The following is a 17219-nucleotide window of genomic DNA, read 5'->3' as shown; positions in this document are numbered from 1 at the left end:
CCGCACCGCACCAGCGCGTGATGCGGCGACGCCGTCCCGGCAGGTCGGCGCGTTCCACCCGGCCGGGTTCACGCGCCTCCACCGACGGCTCACCGCGTCGCCGCCGGTGGCGCGCACTGGCCCGGACGGCGACGGCGCTGGCCTCGGGCATCGTGCTCGTGCTCACCGGCTACGCGTGGGTGAGCCTCGACCGCCTGCAGGGCGGCCTGTCGACAAGCGACGTGACCGCGGCCGCCGAGGACGGGGCGCTGGACATCCTGCTGGTCGGGCTGGACGGCCGCACCGACGCCCGCGGCAATCCGCTGCCGGAGGAGCTGCTGCGCGAGCTGCGCACCGGCGAGACCGATTCCAGCCTCACCGACACGCTCGTCCTGCTGCACATCCCGGTCGACCGGTCGCGGACGGTGGCCTACTCGCTGCCGCGCGACTCCTACGTCTCGATTCCCGACGGCCACGGCAAGCACAAGATCAACTCCGCTTACGGCCGCGCCAAGGCGGCTGCGCACGCCCAGCTCCGCGCGCAGGGCGTCGCGGACCCGGCGGAGCTGGAACGCCGGTCGTCAGACGCCGGCCGCAAGTTGCTGGTGCGCACGGTGGAGAAGCTGACCGGGGTCGGCGTCGACCACTACGCCGAGGTGAACCTGCTCGGCTTCTACCAGCTCACCCGCGCGATCGGCGGCGTGGAGGTGTGCCTGAACGCGCCCGTGAACGACCCGTACTCCGGCGCGCGCTTCCCCGCCGGGCGCCAGCTCATCTCCGGCGGGGACGCGCTGGCCTTCGTCCGGCAGCGGCACGGCCTGCCCCGCGGCGACCTCGACCGCGTCCAGCGCCAGCAGGCGTTCATGGCCGGGCTGGCCCGCTCGGTGCTGTCGACCGGGACGCTGGCCAACCCCGCCAGGCTCAACGGCATGTTCGACGCCGTCGAGCAGTCCGTCGTGCTCGACCAGGGCTGGGACGTGCTCGCCTTCGCCGAGCAGATGCAGGGCCTGGCGGGCGGCGACATCACCTTCGACACCATCCCGGTCGAGGACCCCGACTACGACACGCCCGACGGCCAAGCCGTGCGGGTCGACCCGCGCCGGGTGAGCGCGGCCATCCGGCGCGCCGACGACGGGTTGCCCGCCGAACCGCCTCGCCCGCCTGAGCTGGAACGCAGCGCGGTGGAAGTCGTCAACACCACCCGCGTCAGCGGCCTGGCCTCACGCGTGCAGGAGGTGCTGGACGCCGCGGACATCCCGGTCCGCGACGTCGACGACACCGGGCGTGCGCGCACCTCGGTCGTGCTCCACGGAGCGGGCGGTGCCGATGTGGCCCGCTACGTCGCCGGACACCTGGGCGGCCTGCCCGTCCGGTCCGACTCCTCGTTGCGCGAACGGCGAATCCGCGTGCTGCTCGGCGACGACTACCGAGGACCCGGCGCCGACGGCCTCGCGCCCGCACCGCTGGTCCGCCTGGACGGCGAACGGCAACCGACCGCGACGGCGAGCGAGGAGCCGATCAACGCCGACGAGATCCCCTGCGTCAACTAGACCTGGGACAGCGGTGTCAGCCGCCTGACCTGGCCCTGAGCGGCCACGAGGACCGCTCCGCGGACCTGGGACACGCGCTGACGCAGAGGTTCCCCGGCTTTCAGTCGCGCCGGGCGCCGAAGAGCAGCCGGTAGCCGATGAGCAGGATCAGCGAGCCGAGGATCGCCAGACCCCAGGTGCGGGCGTCGAAGAACTTGCCGAGCTGGACGTGGAAGAGGGTCTTGCCGACCCAGCCGCCCACGAACGCGCCCGCGATGCCGAGCAGGATGGTGATGATGCAGCCGCCCGGGTCCTTGCCCGGCATGAGCAGCTTCGCGATGGCTCCCGCGATCAGTCCCAGCACGATCCAGCTGACGATTCCCATCGGTTCCTCCTCGTTTCGCTCGACCACGCGTCCGCGGGCCGACCGCGACCGGCCCCGGGCCCCCGGCCGGAGCATTCCAGACGGGTGAACGGCGGGTCGATCTCACCCTCGGCCGGGTGATGTCGGTCTCACGGCTCCCTCGCCGGGCCGCGCTCCGGACTCGCGCAGCGCGGCGACCTCCGCCCGCAGTTCGCGGATCTCGGCCAGCAGCGTCGCGTGCGCCGACCGGTCCTCGCCGTGGTGCTTGCGGTGCTCCTCGCCGACCTGCGCCTCCATCGCGGACACGGCCACGGCGATGAACAGGTTCAGCACGGTGAACGTCGTGACGGCGATGTAGCCGACGAAGAAGATCCACGCCAGCGGCTGCTCGGCCATCACCGCGCGGGCCACCTCCGACCACGCCTCGCCGGTCATGACCTGGAACAGGGTGAACAGCGAGCCGCCGAGGTCGCCGAAGTACTCGGGGGCGACGGCGCTGAACAGCTTGGTGGCGATCACCGCCGCGACGTAGAGGATCAGCGCGAGCAGGGCGGCGATGGAGGCCATCCCCGGCAGGGCCCTCAGCAGCGCGGAGACCACGCGCCGCATGCTCGGGATGGCCGAGATCAGCCGCAGGGCGCGCACGATCCGCAGCGCGCGCAGCACGCCGAACGCTCCGGTGGTCGGCAGCAGCGCGATGCCCACGATCGTGGCGTCGAAGCAGTTCCAGGGGTCGCGGAAGAACCGCGCGCCGCGCGCGTAGAGCCGGGCGGCCAGTTCGGCGACGAAGACGCCCAGAGCGGCGCGGTCCACGACGTGCAGCGCGTCCCCGTAGCGCTCGACCAGCGCCGGAGACGTCTCGGCCCCGAGCGCGACCGCGTTGACCAGGATGACCCCGATGACCACCTGCTGGAACGCGGACGCGTCGACGATCGTTCGCACACGCTCACGGCTGATCACTCGAAACTCCCACTGCACCGGTCCGGACTCGTAGCCGGTGATCAACTTATCGAGTGAGCGCCACCCGGTGGCTGGTGATCATGCGCACGCGGCGCCCCAGCCCGGCGCCCGTCCCATCGGCGAAACTCCAGTCGCGCGCGAGACGGGTACCGCCCGGCCAGGCCATACCTGCCGGGGAGCGCGATGGCCGCCCGCCGCCGCGGGCCGGGCGGCCGTCGCACCGGCCGCGCTACGACGACGCCGCGGCGAACAGCTTGCGCGTCTTGTCCGCCGTCCACCGGCCTGCCACGACGGCGTCCGGCCGCCCGCCGGTGGCCTCCTGCGGTGACAGCGGCTCCACCACGGCGTCGTGGTTGGGCTGGAAGAAGAAGGGGATCGAGAGGCGCGAGGAGGTGTCTCCGCATTCCCGGGTTGACCACCCGGTGCACGGTCGACACCCACCGCCCGCCGGTCCACAGGGCCGGCAAGTCGCCGATGTTCGGCGAACACCCCTTGCAGGGCCCGCGCCCCGAACAGCGCCGACTCGTGCGCCGCCGCGCCGCCGAGCGCCGACGCGGCGGCGAACCCGATCAGTCCGATCAGGAACGCGCGCCGATGACCGAGCGCGCCGCTGACCCTGCCGCCGATCAGCAGCAGCCCGCCGAATCCCAGTGCGTACGCGGTGATCGCCCATTGCCGGTGCCCGTCGGACATGCCCAGCGCCTGCTGCGCCGACGGCAGCGCGATGTTCACGATCGTCCCGTCGAGCACGACCAGGAGCTGTGCCGTGCTCACGACCGCCAGCGTCCACCAGCGCCGCCCGGAATTCCGGTCCTCCGACAGCGCAGCAGCCCGCGGCCGGTTCTCCCCAACATCCATGGATTCCAGTGTTTCGTTGAAATCGCCCCGGAAACTTCTCGCCGACACGGACCGCGGACCAGCACCGGGCGGCCCGTCACCCTCAACCCGCGCTTGAGGTGTCCTGGAAGGACACCGGGGCTTCACGGCTCGTCGCGCGGTCACGAGAGATCACCGTTCGGCGCGCGGAACCGGAAAACCGCACACCCCGCCGGCGCTCCGGCTCGTTTGGCTCGTGATGCGCGCGGGTATCCGTCGAGCACTCCCCGCGGAACCGCTGGGGGCTACGTCGATCGCGAGTCCCACGGGGAGCGCGCTGTGCTGGATCTGACCCTCGGCGTCGAGGAGGAGTTCCTGCTCCTCGATCCCGGCACGCTCGAGCCGGCGGCCGCCGCGGACAGGTTCCGGGCCGAAACCGACCGGGGCGAGGTGCACCGCGAGCTGGCACCCGCGCAGATCGAGTCCGCCACCGCGGTGTGCCGGACCCTGGAGGAACTGCACCACGACCTGAGCGGGCTGCGCCGGGCGCTGGCCGCGGACGCGGCCGAGCAGGGCTACCGGCTGGCCTCCGTCGGCGTCCCGCCGATCGGTTCGGCCGGGCCGCCGCCGGTGACCGACAGCCCCCGGTACCGGCGGATGTACGAGACCTACGGCTCGATCATCGAGGACCAGGGCGTGTGCGGCTGCCACGTGCACGTCGGCGCTCTCGACCTCGAGACCGCGCTGGTCGCCGGCAACCACCTGCGCCCGTGGCTGCCCGCGCTGCTGCTGCTCACCACGAACTCGCCGTTCTTCCGGGGCGGCGACACCGGTTACGCGAGCTGGCGGACGACGCTGTGGTCGCGGTGGCCGGCCGCGGGACCGCCGCCGGTGCTCACCTCCGCCCGGCACTACCACTACGTCGTGGACTGCCTGCTCGCGTCCGGCGCGGTGCTGGACTCGGGAATGCTCTACTGGTACGCGAGGCCCTCCCATCGCGTGCCGACGCTGGAAGTCCGGGTGGCCGACGCCGCGGCGACCGTGGACGAGGCGGTGCTGCTGGCGGGGCTCGTGCGCGGCCTGGTCGGCGTGGCTCTGTCGGACCGCCCGGGGCCCGTGCGACCGGTGGACGACGCCGTCCTGCGGGCTGCCTGCTGGTGCTCGGCGCACCACGGCCTGGAGGGCTTCTCGCTGGACGTCGGCACCGGCAGGCTCGTCCCGTCGTGGCACCTGGTCGACGACCTCGTCGAGCACGTGCGCCCGGTGCTGGAGCGGTACGGGGATCTCGACGCGGTGCGCGCGTTGCTGGCGAAGCTGCGCGAGAACGGCAGCGCGGCACGCCGCCAGCGCGAGGTGTTCCGGCGGCACCGCGACATCGGCGAAGTGGTGGAGCACGTGCTCGTGGAGACGGTCCCCGACGAGAACGCGGCATTGCCGGGACGTTCGATCAGCCCGTCCGCGTAGTGCACGACCCGCCCAGGACGTGTTTCAGATGTGGCTTGCGCAGTAGGTCGCCTGGCGGAACCTCAGCCGCCTTCTCTCTCCGGGATCTCCGACTGACGTATGTCCGCCCCCGCCACGGACGATCGTGGTCTCTGCAGCCTTCCCCGCCACGTTGACCTGCCCTTTTGGAGCCGTGGAGGCTGCGGCGGCGCTGCCGTCGCAGCTATGTCTTGACATACGGACCATAGCTGCCTAGTGTCTCCCATCACAGGTCACCGGAACGTTCCGGTAACTGATCGGAACGCACCGCCGCCCGCCGCTCATGCCACGAGCAGGCCCGGCGCGGGCGTCCGCACACTCCCCACAAGGTCTTCCCGGTGATCACGACGCGCCGGGCCACCGAGCAGAAGGACATCGCAGCAATGTCGAAGCAGCCACTGTCCGTCGCGGTCATCGGCGCGGGTATGGCCGGGCGCAGCCACGCGGCGGGCTACCGGCAGGTCAACACCGTCTTCGGTGCGGGACTGCCGCCGATCCGGCTGGCCGCGATCGCCGACGCCAACACCGAGCTGGCCGAGGACGCCGCGCGCCGCTACGGCTACGAGAAGGCGGTCTCCAGCTGGGAGGAGATCGCCGACGACCCGTCCATCGACGCGGTGAGCATCGTCGTCGGCAACGCGCTGCACCGGCCGATCGCCGAGGCGCTGATCCGCGCGGGCAAGCACGTGCTGTGCGAGAAGCCGCTGGCGGGCTCGACGGCCGACGCCGAGGCCATGGTGGCCGCCGAGCGGACGGCCGAGGTGGTGACCGCGGTCGGCTACACCTTCCGGCGGTCCCCGGCCATCGCCGCGATCCGCGACCACGTCCGCAACGGCGAGCTGGGCGACATGGCGCTGTTCAACGGTCGCTACTGGGCCGACTACGCCTGCGACCCGCAGGGCCCGCTGAGCTGGCGTTTCAAGGGCGGCCCCGGCAGCGGAGCCCTCGGGGACGTCGGCGCCCACATCATCGACGCGGGCGAGTACGTCTGCGGGCCGATCAGGTCGGTCGCGGGCGCGGCGCTGTCGACCCAGATCCCCAAGCGCCCGCTGCCGCTGGGCGCGGTCGTCGGACACGGCACCGCCCCGGTCAGCGACGAGGTGGGCGAGGTCGAGAACGAGGACACCGCCGTGTTCACCGCGCGGTTCGAGTCCGGGCTCACCGGCTCGTTCTCGGTGTCCCGCACGGCTTTCGGCATGCCCAACGGGCTGGCCTTCGACGCCTACGGGCTCTCCGGCCGCGCGTCCTTCGACTGGCACCGGCCCGCCGAGTACCTGTTCGACGACACCCAGCCCGAGGCCCGCACCCGCGGCGCCCGCCAGGTCATAGCCGGGCCACATCTGCCGTACTTCGCGGGCGGCTACCCGATGCAGGCGCCGGGCAACGGCGGCGGCAACGCCGAGATGTTCGTCTACCAGTGCCGCGCGTTCCTCGACCAGATCGCGGGCACCCCCGACCCGCAGCCGGAGTGCGCGTCCTTCGCCGACGCCCTGCACACCATGAACGTGATCCAGGCCGTCGTCGCCTCCGCCCAGGCGGGCGGCGCGTCCGTCGACGTGGCCTGAAGCCCCTTTTTCCCGCGACAGCAAAGGATTCCGCCGACGATGCCACTCAAGCTCGGCGCCTACACCGCCTGCCTGCACGACCGGCCGCTGGAGGACGCCCTCGACTTCCTCAAGGCAAACGGGCTGACCTCGGTCGAGGTCAACACCGGCGGGTTCATCCCCGCCCCGCACTGCCCGGTGGACCTCCTGCTCTCCTCGGAGCAGGCGCGGGCCGACTACCTGGAGACGTTCGCCTCGCGGGGCATGGAGCTCACCGGCCTGAACTGCAACGGCAACCCGCTCAACCCGCTGCCCGGCGTGGGCCCCAAGCACGCCTCCGACGTGCGCCGCACCATCGAGCTCGCCGGTCTGCTCGGGGTCCGCAACGTCGTGACCATGTCCGGCACTCCCGGCTCCGACCCCGACGCGAAGTACCCGTCCTGGGTCGTCAACCCGTGGGACGGCGTCTACATGGACGTCCTGGACTACCAGTGGGATGTCGCGGCGGAGTTCTGGACCGAGACCGACGCCCTGGCCCGCGCCAACGACGTGCGGGTCGCGATCGAGATGCATCCGCACAACCTCGTGTTCTCCCCCGTCACGCTGGAGAAGCTGGTGGAGCTGACCGGCGCGACCAACCTCGGCGCCGAGATGGACCCCTCGCACCTGATGTGGCAGGGCATGGACGTCGTCGCCTGCATCCGGCGCCTCGGACCGCTGGTGTTCCACGCCGCGGCCAAGGACGCGACCCTGTGCAAGGGCGTGGACGTCCGGGGCGTGCTCGACACCTCCTTCGAGCGGGTGCCCGCCGAGACGCCGGGCAAGACGCCCACCGGGATCGGCTTCTGGTGCAACTCCTGGCCCACCGACCCCGCCTGGAAGTTCGTCGCCGTCGGCATCGGGCACGACACCGCCTACTGGACCCAGTTCCTCGGCGCGCTCGCCGAGATCGACCCGGACATGGCGGTCAACATCGAGCACGAGGACGCCGCCTACTCCCAGACCGAAGGGCTGGCCCTGGCGGCCAAGAACCTGCGCGAGGCCGCCGCGGACCTCTGAGTCGCCTGCCGGCGCCAGCACACACCACTGTGGACGGTGCAACCGATGAACCTGCTGGAAATACACCACGTCTCGCTGACGGTGCGGGACCTCGACGACGCGCTCGAGTTCTACACCGGCGCGCTTCGCATGCGGCCGCGAACCGACCGGCCGGACTCCGGCGTGCGCGGGGCGTGGCTGGACCTCGGCGCACACCAAGTCCACCTGATCGAGGGCACGCCGCCACCGGCCGTCGGGCAGCACTTCGCGGTGCGGGTCGACGACCTCGACGCCGCGCGGCGGCGGCTGATCGACCGCGGGACCGACGTCAGCGAGGCGGTCGCGGTCGGGAGTGCGCGCCAGGCGTTCCTGCAGGACCCTTCGGGCAACCACATCGAGCTGCACGAGCCGGCGCCGGCACGCGGCCCCCAGCCGAACACCGCCTCCGGACAGGAGAAGATCCCGTGAAGATCGCGCTCGACCCGCACATGTTCCGGTTCACCCCGCTGCTCGAGCTGCCACGGCTGGTGGCCGAGCTCGGATTCGAGTGGATCGAGCTGTCCCCGCGCAACGACGTCCTGCCCTTCTTCAACCACCCCCGCATCGACGACGCCACCGTGCGCCGGTTCCGCGCGGAGCTCGACGCCGCAGGCGTGGGCATCGCCTCGGTGCTGCCGCTGTACCGCTGGTCCGGACCGGACGAGGACGACCGGCAGGCCGCGGTGCGCTACTGGAAGCGGGCCGTCCAGATCACCGCCGACCTCGGCGTCGACGTCATGGTCTCGGAGTTCAACGGCCGTCCGGAGGCGCCCGGGCGCAGCGAGGGCCAGTTCTGGAGGTCGATGGAGGAGCTGCTGCCGATCTTCGAGCGCGAGGGCATCACGCTCAAGCTCGAACCCCACCCGGACGACTTCATCGAGGACGGCCACGCCGCCGTCGACATGGTGCGCGGCATCAACTCCCCCAACGTGCAGTTCCTGTACTGCACACCGCACACCTTCCACATGGGCGACGACGCGCCGGGCATCATCCGGCACGCCGGCGACCTGCTCACCCACGTCCACCTGGCCGACACCTTCAACCACACCGCGTCCTCCGGGCTGCGCTACATCGTCAACCCGCCAGGCTCGCCCGCCCGCGTCCACCAGCACCTCGACATCGGGCAGGGGGAGGTCGACTGGGACGAGTTCTTCGTCAGCCTCAAGGACAACGGCTTCGACGGGATCCTCGTCTCCTGCGTCTTCGCCTGGGAGGACCGCGCCCGCGAGTCCACTGCGAACATGCGCGACAAGATCGACGAATACCTGCGGAAGTACTGGTGAGTCCACGGCGGGCGCCGCGGCGGCGCCCGCCACCGCCCTCGACGAACAACCCCACAACACCCCCAATGACGGAGGTTTGTGCTGATGAGCAGCAACCCGACCACACACCCGCACACACCGCTACCAGTCGACCACCCCGGTCCGCATTCCAGGCGCCTGGGCTTGGTTGCGTTCGTCGCCACGTTCGGCGGGTTGCTGTTCGGCTACGACACCGGCGTCATCAACGGCGCGGTGGACCCGATGAAGTCCGACCTGGGGCTCACGGCGGTCACCGAGGGCTTCGTGGTGAGCATCCTGATCTTCGGGGCCGCGCTGGGCGCCGCGGTCGGCGGGAAGCTCGCCGACCGCTACGGCCGCAAGCACAACATCCTCATGCTCGCCGTGATCTTCATCGTCGGGACGATCGGATGCGCGCTGGCGCCGGTCTGGCCCGTGCTGGCGCTGTTCCGGTTCGTCCTGGGGCTCGCCGTCGGCGGTGCGTCGGCCACCGTTCCGGTCTACCTCGCCGAAGTGGCACCGACCGAGAAGCGCGGCAGCCTGGTCACGCGCAACGAGGTCATGATCGTGACGGGGCAGTTCGCGGCCTTCGTCGTCAACGCGGTCATCATGAACGTGTGGGGCCAGCACGAGTCGGTGTGGCGCTACATGCTCGTGGTCGCGGTCCTGCCCGCGATCGCGCTGCTGATCGGGATGCTTCGAATGCCGGAGAGCCCGCGGTGGCTGTCCTCCCAGGACCGCGACGGCGAGGCGCTGGCGGTGCTCAAGCAGGTGCGTTCCCCCGAGCGCGCGGAGGCCGAGATGGCCGAGGTGCACGCGCTGGTGCGGGAGGAGCGGCAGGCGCAGACCGGCGGCTGGTCCGACCTGGCGGTGCCGTGGATCCGCAGGCTGGTCGTCATCGGCGCGGTGCTGGGCATCTTCCAGCAGCTGACCGGAATCAACTCGATCATGTACTACGGGACCCAGCTGCTGAAGGACTCCGGTTTCTCCAGCAACGGCGCGATCATCGCCAACACCGCCAACGGCCTGTTCAGCGTCCTGGGCGTCACCGTGGGCATCATGCTGATCAACAAGATCAACCGGCGCACCATGCTGATCGGCGGGTTCACGCTGATCTCCGTGTTCCACGTCCTGGTCGGGGCCTCGGCGATGTTCCTGCCCGACAGCATGCCGGCCAAGCCCTACATCATCCTGGTCTTCGTGGTGGCCTTCGTGTTCTCGATGCAGGGCACCCTCGGGCCGCTGGTGTGGCTGATGCTCTCCGAGATGTTCCCGCTCAAGATCCGCAGCTTCGCCATGGGACTGAGCGTGTTCGTGCTGTGGATGGCCAACGCGGGCGTCACCTTCGGCTTCCCGCCGGCCATGGCCGCCGTGGGCATCGCCCCGACGTTCTTCGTCTTCGCCGTCATCGGGGTGCTCGGCATCGTCTTCGTCGCCACCATGGTGCCGGAAACCCGCGGCAAGACCCTCGAGGAGTTCGAGGACGAGATCCGGCTCCAGCACTCCTGACCAACCCGCCCCACACGGAGGTCACAGATATGACGATCATGGTTGCGGTTCCCGACAGCGTGGAAGGCCGCGCGGCCCTCGACGCCGCGGTCGCCGAGGCACAACGCCTCGACACCGAACTGGTCGTGGTCAACCTCGCGCTGACCGACCTCGCGGCACCGGAGTTCCCGCCGGGTCTGAGCGTCACGGTCCTCGACCGCGAGGGGCTGCCCGACCGCGACCCGGCCGATGCGGTCCTCGACGAGATCCGGACCCGGTCCGTCGACCGGCTCGTCATCGGGATCCGACGCCGCTCACCGGTGGGCAAGGCACTGCTGGGAAGCATCAGCCAACGCCTGCTGCTCGACTCGCCGGTTCCGGTGCTCGCGATCAAGCCCTCCGAAGCCGAGTAGCCGACCGGTGGTGCCGAACCGCCCGGCGCTGCCCCCGACAGCGCCGGGCGGTTCGGCTGCCAGCGCCGTCAGGTGGTCAGGACACGACGGCGAGCACGGTGGCCAGGCAGCCGAGCGCGGCCGTCGACGTCACCGCGCGCACCACGTTCCAGCGCACCCACCGCCGCTCGAAGCGGCTGCGCACCGCCTCGGGGCGGCGCGCACAGACGGGTCACCGACGGCGTCGAGCTGGTTGTTCAGCGGCACGTTGACCACGAAGGTGATCGCCAGCATCGCGCCGTGCAGCAGCAGCGCGGCCAGGACGCTATCGGGCCTTCGCCGATGTGCAGCACCGCGGCCTGCGCGGTCAGCAGGAACGCACCGGCGAATGCGGCGGCGAACCACCCGTTGAGGATGGCCCTGTTGACGCGCTGCATGACGTCGATGAACGTCCGGGCGTCCGTGCCGCGCAGCGCGGGCATCACCGAACACGCGAATGCGTAGAACAACCCGGCGATGAGCCCGGTCGTGATCGTGGCGGCGATCAGCGCCACCGGCGCCAACCACTCCGACTCGGTGCCTCCATGACGTCGTCGCAGTGCGGCGGGGCGCTCCGCCCGCACGGCGGCGACCCGTGGTCCGCACCGCTCCTCGTGCCGGACCGCCGAGGCGCGTGCACCGGATTCCGGCCGCCGGCAGCGCGACCCGCGCGGGCGGCGCTGCCGAACCGGGCCGGGCTCAGCTCTTCTTCGGCGAGCCCACCTGGAACCGCGTGCCGAACGGGTCGGTGATGTCGACGAGCCGCCCGTAGATCATGTCCGTGGGCTCGCTCGCGCGCCCGCCTGCCTCGACGGCGAGCCGTGCGGCCGCGTCGGCGTCGTCGACCTGGAACAGGGTGTCCCAGCGGGAGGTCTCGGCGCCGGCATCACCGAGGACACCGCCGATCTCGTGACCGTCGGGCCGTTGCAGGAAAGTGAAGTCGAGGTCGGGCAGGTCGGGGTTGCGGACCACCGAGTAGCCGAACACCGTTGCGTAGAACTCGCGCGCGATGTCGGGCTCGGCGGTGACGAGGTCGTTGCGCAGCAGCGCGTTCGGCTCGTTGACGATCCGGCTGCCGATGTGCGTCCCCGCCTGCCACAGCCCGAACTGCGCACCGGACGGATCCTTGACGATCGCCATCCGCCCGTACTGCATCACGTCCATCGGGGAGGCCGGCAGCGAGCCGCCCGCGCTCTCGGCCCTGGCGGCGGTGGCGTCGCAGTCGTCGGTGGCGAAGTAGACGTTCCACCAGAAGTTTGTGGCGCCCGGGTCCGGGTTCGGCATCATCGCCGCCACCGGCAACCCTCGCAGCAGGCACATGGTGTAGCGACCCGTCTCCTCCGGCCCCACGTCGAACTCCCAGCCGAACAGCGCGCCGTAGAAGGTCATCGCGCGGTCGAGGTCCGGAATACCGAGGTCGATCCAGGTCGGTGTACCCGCGGGTTGGGCAGTGGTCAGCTCGGTCATCGCTCCCCCAGCTCTTGGTCGTCCAGGCGCGACGGTAACCGCGGGGTCCGACAGCGGCACGTCGATCGCCACCCGGCGGAGTAACGATCCGGGCCGCGAGCCGCGGCCGGACCAAACCGGTGTTCGACACCAGTCGGTCGCGGCGCCGAGGTCAACCCGTCCCCAGCGCTGCCGGGCCTTCTGCCGCGTCCTCTTGCACCAGACCCGCCAGGACCGCGCTGTCCAGGGCGAATCGGCCGGGTATGTCGAGTTTCTGGTACACGCGGCTGAGGTGGGTCTCCACCGTGCGCCGGGACACGTAGAGCTCCTCGGCGATCTGGCGGTTGCTCCGGCCTTCGGCCGCCATCACGGCCACGCGGATCTCCGCGGCGGTGAGCGCTTCGACGCCGATCTCGGTGACGCGGCGCAGCCGTGCGCCCGAGGTGACCAGCTCCCGCGTCGCCCGGCCGGCCAGCACCGCCGCGCCGCAGCGCTCCGCCAGCGCCAGCGCGGCGCGCAGCCGGGAGCGGGACTCCTTCCAGCGGCCCAGTTCCCGCAACACCACACCGAGGTCGCACAGCGCGTGGGCCCAGGCGACCCGGGCGCTCGACGCGGCGAGCACCTCCACCGCCTCGGCCAGCCTCGCCTCCCGCTCGGCCCCGGAGACCACCGCCGCCGAAGCCCGCAGCGCGCGGCCGATCTCCTCCGGCGCGCCCCACTTCCTCGCCTGCTCCAGCTCGGTTTCGGCCAGCTCCACGGCCTCGGCGTGCCCGCCGGCTCGGGCAACGGCCAGTGCGAGCTCCGACCGCCACCGCGCCGCCGTCGGGTTGTGCGGACCGGACCGCATGCGCCGGCCGCATTCCCGCAGGTCCGCCATTCCGGCCTCGCGGTCCCCGAGTTCGATGCGCAGCCTGCCGCGCTGGGCCAGCAGGCCGTGGAAGGCCATCCGATCGGGAATCCGGCCGTTCATGCCCGCGCGGTCCAGCCAGCGCTGGGCCTCGGCGCCTTCTCCGGCTTCCAGCAGCGCGCCCGTCAAGGCATCCAGCGCGACCCCGAGCTCGGGCGGGTGCCCCGCCGGGTGGCGGGCCAGCAGAGTGGTGAGCGCGGCTACGGCGTCTTGCCGGCATTCATCGAGTTCCCCGGCGCGGTAGGCGATCTCGGCGCGTACCGCCAGCGCCGACGCCTCCACGAGCACCGCGCCGCGCGCACGCGCCTCGTCCACCGTCCGCCGGCACGCCCGCAGCGCGGCGTCGTTCTCACCCGCGCGTGCCAGCAGCAACAACGGCACCGCGAGCGTCGCGACGTGGTCCTGCGGCCCGTGCTCGATCGCGCGCTCGGCGAGACGTGCCGACTCGCCGCGGTCGTGCCCGCGCCAGTACCGGTGCAGCGCCGCGTTCACCAGCGCGCCGCGCCCCGCCGACGAGCCACCCGGCCCCGGTTCACCTGCCACGGCGGAGTTGTCGCCCGATGCCGGCGCAACACTTTCAGCCCGCCCTGCGAGAGTCGTGAACAGCCGGAGTTCCTCGCGCAGCGCGGCAGCGCCGTGCACATCGGACGGTTCGGCCTCGGCGACTCCGTCCTGCAGCACGCGTGTGGCCGCGCCGACATCGCCGGACAGGTACAGCGAGTTGGCCAGCGCGCCGCGGATCTCGGCTCGCTCACGCGGTGACGCGCAGTGCCACAACGCCTCGGACAGGTATCCCGGCGCCGCGTCGGGTCGCGCACCGAGCGCCAGCTTCCCCAGCTCGCGCAGGATGTCGGCGCGGCACTGCCCGGTGCACTGCTCGAGGGCGTGCTGCAGGTACCGGTCGGCCTCCTCCCCGTCACCGCGCGCGATGGCGTTGACCGCGCACTCGCGCAGCACGCGGCACGCCCAGCAGGCCATCCCCCGCCGCTGGATCCTGAGCAGGTGGGCGGCGACGACCTCGGCGTCGGCACCTTGCGCGTACAGCAGCTCGGCTGCGCGCGTGTGGCCTTCGTCCCGCGCATCCGCGGACATCCGCGCCAGCACCGCCGCGCGCACGACCGGCGGGTCCAGTTCGTAGCCCGCGCCGCGGCGGGTCAGGAACCGCTGCCGCAGGAGCCGGTCGAGGGTGTCGGCGACCCACAGGTCGTCGAGCCGGACCAACTGGGCCACCAGGTCCACCGCGGCGTTCGGTTGCAGCAACGCCACGGCGTTGACCACGGCCACGGCCTCGGGTTCGAATCCCGGCCCGCGTACCGGAAGCACGTCAGCGATCGCAGGCACCGCCGCGCTCGTGAGGTCACCGACCGAGCCGTCCACCGGCGCGACACCGCGAATCCTCAGCTCCTCCAACAGCAATCGCAGGTACAGCGGGTTTCCTCCGGTGTGGCGCAGGCATTCCTCGGCGAAGCCGCGCCGGCACCGCTGCCCGAGCACGCGCGTGGCGGTCTCGGCCACCGCCGCCCGGGTCAGCGGGCGCAGCTCCGCACGACGCCGGAACCGCGCCACGGCATCGTTGAAAGCGCTGGGGTCGCGTCCGTAGTCGCCGTGCGCGGCGGTGGCCACGACCGCGACCGATCCGTGGTCGTGCCTGGTCAACAGGTGGCTCAGGCAGTGCAGGGCCGCGGTGTCCATGCGGTGCAGGTCGTCGGCCAGCACGACCAGCCGCCCGTCCCGCAGGGGCTTCCCGGCCGGAGGGTCGAACGCCTCGACATCCGTGCCGCGCCGCCCCCGGCGACCGGCGTCGCGCTCCTCGGTCGGCACCGGCAGCCGGACGACGTCGAGACCGAGCCCGCGCGCCCGCTCCGCGGCGGCCTCCAGCAGGGTGGTCTTGCCCGCTCCGCGCACGCCCTCCAGCAGCAGGCTCGCCCGGCCGCCCCGGCGGACCTCGTCGAGGACCGCGCTCACCGCCGCCGACGGCTCCGCACCTGGGAAGAACATCGCCATTCCCTCCTCCGACGGGGAAACGACCGTCCGCCCCGTCACACCGCCTCGGAGCGGCCCAGCCTGCCCGCCACCCGCACGAGCCTGCGCATGTGGTCGGCGGCCTCGGTGTGCGCGGCCGCCCAGCTCGCCGTGCTCGCTCCGCCTGCCAGGCTGGTGCCGTACGGGTTGCCCGCGCCGCCGAGCACCGGCTCGTCCGGCCGCCCGGAGGGCACGATGACCGCACCCGCGTGCATGAGCGAGGTGTAGAGCGCCAGGACGCCCGCCTCGGCACCGTCCTCCTCGGCCGTGGTCAGCACGAAGCCGGTCGCGGGCATCCCGGCGAGCGGGCCTTTCTTACCGCTGCCGCCCCACTCCTGCAGCATCGCGACCACCCGCACGTCGGGCAGCCCCACCCGCACCGTGGCGCCGACCGCGACGGCGTCGATGCCGGTGAGCCGGTCCGGGTCGCACGCGGCCTCGGTGCCGAGCCGGACCACCGACGCGCCGTCGGCGGCCACCGCCGCGGCCACCACGTCGGCGAGGCCGGCGAGGTCGGCGTCGACCGCGTCGGCGACCAGCGCGATCGTCGGACACCGCACCCGGCGGACGCCGTTGAGGTCGGCCGCCACCGAGATCACCGACTCCACGAACGCGTCTACGGCGCCGACCACGGCGGGCTCGGGAGCCGCTGCCTGCAGGCTCACCGAAACCCCGTACGGACTCAGCTCGTTGGACGGCGACCGGAAACCCGTGACGACCGTGGCGCCCCAGTGCAGCACGCTGCGCTGGATGGTCAGCACCGTGCTGTCCCGGCCGCCGCGCCTGCTGCGGGAGCTCGACATCGCGCCCACCACCAGCCGGCGCAGCTCGTTGTTGAGCCACAGCGGCGAGGTCGAGTCCAGGAACCGCTTGAAGGTCGCCGTCGGGCTGCCGAAGTGCGTGGGGCTGCCGAAGATCACCGCCTGCGCCCACCGCAGATCGTCGAGCTCGGCCACGGGGATGCCGGCGTCACCGACGGCATCCCCCGGCAGCGCGGGCACCTGGCGCACCCTGACCTCGGCGCCCCGCCGCTCGGCGCTGCGCGCCGCCCACTCCGCCAGCCGCCGGTGGGTGCCCGTGCGGCTGTGGTAGACGAGCAGCAGCCGGGTCATGCCGCCCCTTTCCGCTGCGGCCGCAGGACGCCCACGTAGTAGGCGAGCCCGTCGTCGCGGGGCACCTCGTGCACCGACTCCGCCACGAACCCGTGCGCCTGGCCCAGCTCGACCAGTTCGTCGCGGGTGAAGTCGCGGAACAGGCGGCGGGCCTCGTTGCGCATGAGCGCGCCGCGCTTGTCCTTCGCCGCGCCGAACACCGAGGTGACCAGGACGCCGTCGGCGTGCAGGACACCGCGCACCGCGTCGAAGAACAGCCCGACGCGGTCCGGGTGCTGGTGGTGCATGCAGCCGTTGTCGAGCACCGCGTCGAAGGTGCCCACCGCGAGCGCCCCGCGGTGGAACAGCTCCACCAGATCGCCCTGCACGAAACCGGCCGCCGGGTTCTCGGCGGTGATCCGATCCCATTCCGCCGACCGGACCAGGTCCAGCCCCGTGGGCCGCGCACCCATCTCGGCCATGCGCTCGACGTCGACTCCCACACCGCATCCGACGTCGAGCACCGTCCGGCCGGCGACCTCGCCGCCCAGGGCCTCGACGACGAACCGGAGGGTCTCGCGCATCGCCTGCTCACGACTCCAGCCGTCGGCTCCCCGGCGGTAGACGTCGGTGAAGTCGGCCAGCAGCGTCGAACCGTAGTCGTCGGCGGGCACCGGCGCCTCCGCGCCCAGGACCCGGACGTGCACGCCGGGCCCGACCGGTCTGCTCTCCGGTGGCTCCGCACCGGATGCGAGCTTCTCCCCTGTATCCACCGCTTCCTCCTCGTGTGTCGGACGTTCGCC

Annotated in this window: 15 protein-coding genes and 1 pseudogene; 8 read left to right on the top strand and 8 right to left on the bottom strand. The window is 72.1% G+C overall.

Translation table 11 applies throughout. The features are described from left to right. The first annotated feature begins 20 nt into the window (after positions 1-20). A complete protein-coding gene (locus SACE_RS14125; RefSeq protein ID WP_037304523.1) occupies positions 21-1529 on the top strand; it encodes an LCP family protein in 1509 nt (502 codons plus the stop codon). 100 nt (positions 1530-1629) lie between these two features. Here the strand turns inward: SACE_RS14125 and SACE_RS14120 are convergent, their stop codons facing one another. From SACE_RS14120 to SACE_RS39215, 3 genes and pseudogenes are all read right to left on the bottom strand, one after another. Beyond that, positions 1630-1893, bottom strand: coding sequence for a GlsB/YeaQ/YmgE family stress response membrane protein (locus tag SACE_RS14120; RefSeq protein WP_009946327.1), 264 nt, complete (start codon positions 1891-1893; stop codon positions 1630-1632). A 102-nt stretch (positions 1894-1995) separates the two neighbouring features. Continuing rightward, positions 1996-2832, bottom strand: coding sequence for an ion transporter (locus SACE_RS14115; RefSeq protein ID WP_044547892.1), 837 nt, complete (start codon positions 2830-2832; stop codon positions 1996-1998). Positions 2833-3324: 492 nt separating this feature from the next. After that, a pseudogene (locus tag SACE_RS39215) lies at positions 3325-3690 on the bottom strand (MFS transporter); the annotation flags it as partial. 297 nt (positions 3691-3987) lie between these two features. Here SACE_RS39215 and SACE_RS14110 point away from each other — a divergent pair. From SACE_RS14110 to SACE_RS14080, 7 genes are all read left to right on the top strand, one after another. Further along, positions 3988-5112: a carboxylate-amine ligase gene (locus SACE_RS14110; RefSeq protein WP_009946332.1), complete on the top strand. Its 1125-nt coding sequence runs from the start codon at positions 3988-3990 to the stop codon at positions 5110-5112. A gap of 356 nt (positions 5113-5468) precedes the next feature. Continuing rightward, positions 5469-6695 (top strand): Gfo/Idh/MocA family protein, encoded by a 1227-nt coding sequence (locus SACE_RS14105; RefSeq protein WP_009946333.1) that lies wholly within the window; start codon positions 5469-5471, stop codon positions 6693-6695. A gap of 39 nt (positions 6696-6734) precedes the next feature. Next, on the top strand, positions 6735-7733 hold the full coding sequence (locus SACE_RS14100; RefSeq protein WP_009946334.1) for a sugar phosphate isomerase/epimerase family protein: 999 nt from the start codon (positions 6735-6737) through the stop codon (positions 7731-7733). A gap of 45 nt (positions 7734-7778) precedes the next feature. Next, positions 7779-8180 (top strand): VOC family protein, encoded by a 402-nt coding sequence (locus tag SACE_RS14095; protein ID WP_009946335.1) that lies wholly within the window; start codon positions 7779-7781, stop codon positions 8178-8180. Next, the gene (locus SACE_RS14090; protein WP_009946336.1) at positions 8177-9034 is read left to right on the top strand and encodes a sugar phosphate isomerase/epimerase family protein; all 858 of its coding nucleotides are present in this window, start codon (positions 8177-8179) and stop codon (positions 9032-9034) included. Before SACE_RS14095 ends, SACE_RS14090 begins: the two co-directional genes overlap by 4 nt. Positions 9035-9118: 84 nt before the next feature. Beyond that, a complete protein-coding gene (locus SACE_RS14085; protein ID WP_009946337.1) occupies positions 9119-10540 on the top strand; it encodes a sugar porter family MFS transporter in 1422 nt (473 codons plus the stop codon). Positions 10541-10569: 29 nt separating this feature from the next. Continuing rightward, positions 10570-10932: a universal stress protein gene (locus SACE_RS14080; RefSeq protein ID WP_009946339.1), complete on the top strand. Its 363-nt coding sequence runs from the start codon at positions 10570-10572 to the stop codon at positions 10930-10932. A 236-nt stretch (positions 10933-11168) separates the two neighbouring features. Here SACE_RS14080 and SACE_RS38690 read toward each other — a convergent pair whose 3' ends face one another. The 5 genes from SACE_RS38690 to SACE_RS14055 form a co-directional block, all read right to left on the bottom strand. Beyond that, the gene (locus tag SACE_RS38690; RefSeq protein WP_231850003.1) at positions 11169-11534 is read right to left on the bottom strand and encodes an anthrone oxygenase family protein; all 366 of its coding nucleotides are present in this window, start codon (positions 11532-11534) and stop codon (positions 11169-11171) included. A gap of 115 nt (positions 11535-11649) precedes the next feature. After that, on the bottom strand, positions 11650-12417 hold the full coding sequence (locus tag SACE_RS14070; protein ID WP_009946342.1) for a VOC family protein: 768 nt from the start codon (positions 12415-12417) through the stop codon (positions 11650-11652). Between the two features lie 151 nt (positions 12418-12568). Beyond that, positions 12569-15301 (bottom strand): ATP-binding protein, encoded by a 2733-nt coding sequence (locus SACE_RS14065; protein WP_011873871.1) that lies wholly within the window; start codon positions 15299-15301, stop codon positions 12569-12571. A gap of 41 nt (positions 15302-15342) precedes the next feature. After that, positions 15343-16437, bottom strand: a complete 1095-nt coding sequence (locus SACE_RS14060) for a flavodoxin family protein (protein WP_009946344.1) — start codon at positions 16435-16437, stop codon at positions 15343-15345. Then, on the bottom strand, positions 16434-17189 hold the full coding sequence (locus tag SACE_RS14055) for a class I SAM-dependent methyltransferase (RefSeq protein WP_011873870.1): 756 nt from the start codon (positions 17187-17189) through the stop codon (positions 16434-16436). The genes SACE_RS14060 and SACE_RS14055 overlap by 4 nt, the downstream gene beginning before the upstream one ends. Between the last annotated feature and the right edge of the window lie 30 nt (positions 17190-17219).

Source organism: Saccharopolyspora erythraea NRRL 2338 (assembly GCF_000062885.1).
GTDB lineage: Bacteria > Actinomycetota > Actinomycetes > Mycobacteriales > Pseudonocardiaceae > Saccharopolyspora_D > Saccharopolyspora_D erythraea.
This window is presented reverse-complemented; position numbering and strand designations above follow the sequence as displayed.

Coding starts and splice junctions, on each gene's coding strand:
- SACE_RS14125 (WP_037304523.1), top strand. CDS start 21: ATGCGGCGACGCCGTCCCGGCAGGTCGGCGCGTTCCACCCGGCCGGGT.
- SACE_RS14120 (WP_009946327.1), bottom strand. CDS start 1,893: ATGGGAATCGTCAGCTGGATCGTGCTGGGACTGATCGCGGGAGCCATC.
- SACE_RS14100 (WP_009946334.1), top strand. CDS start 6,735: ATGCCACTCAAGCTCGGCGCCTACACCGCCTGCCTGCACGACCGGCCG.
- SACE_RS14095 (WP_009946335.1), top strand. CDS start 7,779: ATGAACCTGCTGGAAATACACCACGTCTCGCTGACGGTGCGGGACCTC.
- SACE_RS14085 (WP_009946337.1), top strand. CDS start 9,119: ATGAGCAGCAACCCGACCACACACCCGCACACACCGCTACCAGTCGAC.
- SACE_RS14080 (WP_009946339.1), top strand. CDS start 10,570: ATGACGATCATGGTTGCGGTTCCCGACAGCGTGGAAGGCCGCGCGGCC.
- SACE_RS14070 (WP_009946342.1), bottom strand. CDS start 12,417: ATGACCGAGCTGACCACTGCCCAACCCGCGGGTACACCGACCTGGATC.
- SACE_RS14065 (WP_011873871.1), bottom strand. CDS start 15,301: ATGTTCTTCCCAGGTGCGGAGCCGTCGGCGGCGGTGAGCGCGGTCCTC.
- SACE_RS14060 (WP_009946344.1), bottom strand. CDS start 16,437: ATGACCCGGCTGCTGCTCGTCTACCACAGCCGCACGGGCACCCACCGG.